This is a genomic window from Cesiribacter andamanensis AMV16, from assembly GCF_000348925.1.
Classification (GTDB): domain Bacteria; phylum Bacteroidota; class Bacteroidia; order Cytophagales; family Cyclobacteriaceae; genus Cesiribacter; species Cesiribacter andamanensis.
Genome location: NZ_AODQ01000201.1, coordinates 1 through 4,838 on the forward strand (window position 1 = coordinate 1; position 4,838 = coordinate 4,838).

Genomic DNA, 4,838 nt, shown 5'->3' on the forward strand with positions numbered 1-4,838 from the left:
CATACTCCACAAAATAGCCCGTAGCGCCGCCGGTACCCAGCCTGGAGATGATANGAGGATGAGGTCTTTGGCGCCTACCCCCCTTCTCAGCGTTCCTTCTATGCAAATACGCATGCGTTTGGGCCGGCTCAGCAACAGGCATTGTGAGGCCATTACCTGCGTTACCTGGCTGGTGCCGATGCCAAAAGCAATCGCACCAAAAGCGCCGTGGGTAGAGGTGTGGCTATCGCCGCACACCAGGGTCATGCCGGGCTGGGTAATGCCCAGCTCGGGCCCGATTACATGCACAATGCCCTGCCGCTGGTGGCCCAACCCATAGAGCTCAATGCCCCACTTCTGGCAGTTTTCAGTGAGTTTATCCACCTGCGAGCGGGACAGGGGGTCCCGGATGGGCAGGTGCTGGTCTTTGGTGGGCACGTTATGGTCGGCGGTGGCCACGATCTGCTGCCGGCGAAAAAGGGGCAGGCCGCGGGCCTCCAGCTCATCAAAGGCCTGGGGGCTGGTCACCTCATGGATCAGGTGCTTATCAATGTAAAACACATCAAGCCCGCCCGGAATCGAGCGGACCACATGGGCGTCCCAGATCTTGTCAAATAAAGATGTTGCCCTCATTAGCTTGCCTTTGAGATCAGGTTTGCTTCGTCTACCAACTGGTGCAGGTCTTCATCCACCACTTCTTTTTTGCGGTCGGCGGTTTGCAGAAAAGCTTCGTAGGCCTGGTCCAGCGTGCCCTTATCAAAGCAGTAGCCCAGCTTCTGCAGGCGGAAGGCCAGGGCGGCGCGGCCCGAGCGGGCCGTAAGCACAATGGAAGAATCGGCCACGCCTACATCGCGCGGATCGATGATCTCGTAGGTTTCCCGGTGTTTGATCACACCATCCTGGTGGATGCCGCTGGAGTGCGAGAAGGCATTGGCCCCCACAATGGCCTTGTTGGGCTGTACGGGCATGCGCATGAGCTCGGATACCAGGGCCGAGGTTTCGGCCAGCAGGCGGGTGTTGATGCCCGTATGAAGATTCAGGTAAGGGTGCTGGCGCAGAATCATCACCACCTCTTCCAGGGCCGTATTGCCGGCCCGCTCTCCTACCCCATTGATGGTGCACTCAATCTGGCGGGCGCCGTTGGTTACCCCTGCAATGGAGTTGGCGGTGGCCAGGCCCAGATCGTTGTGGCAATGGGTGGAAAGGATTACGTTTTCTACCCCTTTTACATGTTCGTAGAGGTACTTGATCTTGGCCCCAAACTCATGCGGCAGGCAGTAGCCGGTGGTATCGGGTATGTTGAGCACGGTGGCGCCGGCCCTGATGGCCGCTTCGCATACACGGGCCAGAAATTCATTATCGGTGCGGCCGGCATCTTCGGCATAAAACTCTACATCTTCCACAAAGCTTCTGGCCAGGCGCACGGCGGCGACGGCGCGGGACAATACGGCCTCCCGGGTGGTTTTGAGCTTGTAGCGGATGTGCAGCTCCGAGGTGCCAATGCCGGTATGGATGCGCGGGTAGCGGGCCGGCTTCAGGGCTTCGGCAGCGGTGCGGATATCCCCTTCCAGGGCGCGGGAAAGGCCGCAGACGGTAGCTTCGCGGGTTTGGGCGGCTATGGCTTTTACGGCTTCAAAATCGCCGGGACTGGAGATGGGAAAACCCGCTTCGATCACATCCACCCCCAGCAGCTCCAGCTGGCGGGCAATGAGCAGTTTCTCGGCGGTAACCAGTTTACAGCCAGGCACCTGCTCGCCATCGCGCAGGGTGGTGTCAAATATGTGTATTTTCTGAACCGACATCATTTTTTGTTCTTTGTAGCAGAAATTTTTCGAGCATTCTGGCTACAATTACAAGCCAAAGGGGCTTTTCAAAAAATACTTCTTACCGGCTTCTACTATTTCAAAAGAGCTCGAAATTCATATTAACACCCTGTTTATCAGCGTGTTAAATGTTTTGTATTTACAATGGCAAACGAAAGCACCGATCCTGTATTTCAACTGGTCAAATCCCTGACCCGTACCGAAAAAAGACACTTCCGGCTGTTTGCCAAGCGGCAGGGGGCCAGCGATGGTCTTAAGTTCCTGCAGCTGTTTGATGCCCTGGACGGGCTGGAGGCCTACAACGAGGAGCGCATCCTGCAGCAGGCCCCCGGCATCAAAAATACAACTGGCCAACCTCAAAGCCAACCTCTACCGGCAGCTGCTGGCCGATCTGCGCCTCTACCACAGCAGCCAGAATACCGATATCCAGCTCCACGAGCAGCTGGATGGGGCGCGCATTCTCTACAACAAAGGCTTTTACCAGCAGAGCCTCAAAATGCTGGAGCGCGTAAAGCTGGGCGCCCAGCAGGCCGGCCTGCCCCATATTGCCCTGGAGGCGCTGGATTTTGAGAAGCTCATCGAATCGCAGTACATCACCCGCAGCCTGAGCGGGCGGGCCGAAACGCTTACGGCCGAATCGCACCACATGCTGCAGCAGATTGGCCAGCTGCACGCACTCTCCAATGTTTCGCTGCGCCTGTATGGCCTTTACATCAAGGTAGGGCATGCCCGCAACCAGCAGGACTATGCGAAGATAAAGGCTTTCTTTCGGGAAAACCTGCCGGCCGTACCCCCGCAGCAGGCCGGTTTTTTTGAGAAGCTCTATTACTACCAGGCGCAGGTCTGGCACCATTACCTGATCCACGATTTTCGCTCCTGCTACCGCTATGCGCAGAAGTGGGTGGACCTGTTTGCCGAACATGAAGGGATGAAGGAGCGGCAGAGCATCCTCTACATCAAGGGCATGCACAACCTGCTTTCGGCCCTCTTTAACTTGCTGTACTACAGCAAATTCAGGGAGGTGCTGCAGCAGCTGGAGGCCTATGCCGCTACGCCCAACCGCCGCACCAATCCCAATACCGAGGTGCTGCTCTTCCTCTACCTTTACACCAACCGCCTGAACCTCCATTTTATGGAAGGGCGCTTTAGCGAGGGCCTGCAGCTGGTGCCCGAGCTTCTAGAGAAGTTGCGGGAGCACCAGGCCCAGCTGGACCCCCACTGGCAGCTGGTGTTTTACTTCAAGATCGCCTCCCTTTACTTTGGCAGTGGCGACAATTACGGGGCCATCCAGTACCTGAGCAAGATCATCCAGTTCCGCGACAGTGGCCTGCGGGAAGATCTGCAGTGCTTTGCCCGCATCCTGAACCTAATTGCCCATTTTGAAGCCGGCGAGGACCGGGCCCTGGAGTACCAGATCAAGTCCGTGTACCACTTTTTGGGCCGTATGAACGACCAGCACCAGATGCAGGTAGAGATCTTCCGTTTTTTGCGCAGCCTGGGCGACATCCAGCCCCACCAGCTTAAGGACGCCTTTGTTCGTCTGCGCAGCAAGCTGGCCCTAATTGCCCAGGACCCCTTTGAGCGCCGCCCCTTCCTCTACCTGGACATCCTCTCCTGGCTCGACAGCAAGATCGAGAACATCCCGGTGCAGGAAGTAATGCAGCGGAAGTTTCGGGAGATGCGGTGAAGTAAATGAATACGTATGTGTTGTTGGGAAATAGAAAAAAAATAGGATTATGTTAGAGAACTGATAAATCAAATTTATCGGCTACTGTAGCTTTTAATCAGTAATTGAGGCCTATTAAAATGATGAAATTTACCATTGTCCCTGTATTCTTGCTATTCAAGCTAATCTGTTTGACAGTAGTCTCATCTTACGGTCAAATTAATAATAAAATTCTTGAGAGAACATGGATAGCTGTAGATAGTAGACAAGAAGGGAACGGAGGTATTTTTCCTATCGATGGGACTCTTATCCGTTTTAAAGATGGTGTAGCAGAAGTCACCTTCATTGGCTCTGATTCGGTCAAATCGCTCGGATACAAACTTAGAAAGAACAAAATCCGCTTATCAGGCGAAAGACCATTAGGTGTAGTCAGGCATTTATCTCAAGATAGTTTAACTATACTTATTGGTAAACATATGGTAACTCTGTTTAAGCCAACTCTAGATTTTAAACCAATGACATCTAGAGGTGAGTTGGTTTCTCTTTTGACCAGTAGTGCTTGGCATCAGCTTTTCGATAATTATAAGATTAGAATTGATTTTTTAGAAGAAGGTTGGGACTTTAATGAGGACCCCTTTAGAGTAGGTATCACACACCTTGAATCAAATCATTGGTACTATAAGGAAAATGAAAGATGGGCAGTATCAGAATTTGATGGAAAGTACTTCATCAGCATTACACATAACCAATTTGATAATTATGTCTATCAAATAAAGAAAGTAACTAGTTCTAGAATTGAAACCGAACTATTCACACCTACAGGGTATCAACCTGTGACCTTTGAACTAATTGAGCGGAAAAAGGATGGACAACTGGAAGAACTAACGCAGATACTTACTTCACAGGTATGGATGATGGCTGAACTAGAGTATCATCATCAGTTTGAGAGAGAAACTGAAAATGAAGCTGAGGAACAGCTAGATTTTCATGGATGGAGTGGATTTTCTACCAGGGCAGATAGTTTGCTTTTAAAGGACGAATTTATAAATAAAGAAATAGCGTATCAATTCTTAAATGATGGTGGATACAGGATTATTAAAGGCGAAGAAGTTTTAAAAAAAGGAAAGTGGTCCCTATCAAAGGATGGGAAGTTCATTATACTTGATTATGAAACTAACCCTTTAAACTATCTAGAAATTAAAGAACTGAAAAATAAAGAATTGGTTGTTAGGCAGAATGTTGATCTACAATTAAAAAGGGGTGAAACAGCATTCATCTCCTACGACACTATAATAAAATTTAAATAAGCAGGCCCCAATAACAGAACAAAGCAAGCTCTCCCAGAGCCCCCCGCTGGTGCGAGCATCTTG

Annotated in this window: 3 protein-coding genes and 1 pseudogene; 2 read left to right on the forward strand and 2 right to left on the reverse strand. The window is 51.2% G+C overall.

Translation table 11 applies throughout. From position 1 onward, the window contains the following. Both ADICEAN_RS20215 and ADICEAN_RS20220 read right to left on the reverse strand, forming a co-directional pair. Positions 1-612, reverse strand: a pseudogene (locus ADICEAN_RS20215) (aconitase family protein); the annotation flags it as partial. After that, a complete protein-coding gene (locus tag ADICEAN_RS20220; RefSeq protein ID WP_009197534.1) occupies positions 612-1,781 on the reverse strand; it encodes a 2-isopropylmalate synthase in 1,170 nt (389 codons plus the stop codon). The gene ADICEAN_RS20220 and the pseudogene ADICEAN_RS20215, both read right to left, overlap by 1 nt. A gap of 295 nt (positions 1,782-2,076) precedes the next feature. Between ADICEAN_RS20220 and ADICEAN_RS20225 the strand changes: the two genes are divergently transcribed. Then, complete coding sequence (locus ADICEAN_RS20225) at positions 2,077-3,489, forward strand: hypothetical protein (protein ID WP_009197535.1); 1,413 nt, start codon at positions 2,077-2,079, stop codon at positions 3,487-3,489. Between the two features lie 122 nt (positions 3,490-3,611). After that, positions 3,612-4,775, forward strand: a complete 1,164-nt coding sequence (locus ADICEAN_RS20230; protein WP_161622748.1) for a hypothetical protein — start codon at positions 3,612-3,614, stop codon at positions 4,773-4,775. The last annotated feature ends 63 nt before the right edge of the window (positions 4,776-4,838 follow it).